1 protein-coding gene is annotated in these 256 nt (G+C 68.8%); it reads right to left on the bottom strand.

The window, feature by feature from the left end; genetic code table 11:
• Nucleotides 1-256: acyl-CoA thioesterase (locus IJ15_RS0124635; RefSeq protein WP_031940934.1), on the bottom strand; the 256-nt coding region annotated here is incomplete at both ends.

Raw genomic sequence — 256 nt, 5'->3', positions numbered from 1 at the left:
GGATCCGGTCGGCCGGCACGTACCGCAGATCCCAGTCGGCCCACTCCCGGAACTCCCACGACAGTTCCTCCGAAGCCAGCGTCGAGGCGTCGGGCAATTCCTCGGGATCGGGCACCGGCGGCATCTCGTCACGGTGCTCGAGACCCTCGTCGAGGACGTGGAACGACGCCGACATCGTGAAGATCGCCTGACCGTCCTGTACTGCCGTCACCCGCCGGGTCGCGAACGAGCGGCCGTCCCGGATCCGGTCCACCAG

The sequence above is a fragment of the Prescottella defluvii genome (assembly GCF_000738775.1).
GTDB lineage: Bacteria > Actinomycetota > Actinomycetes > Mycobacteriales > Mycobacteriaceae > Prescottella > Prescottella defluvii.
This window is presented reverse-complemented; position numbering and strand designations above follow the sequence as displayed.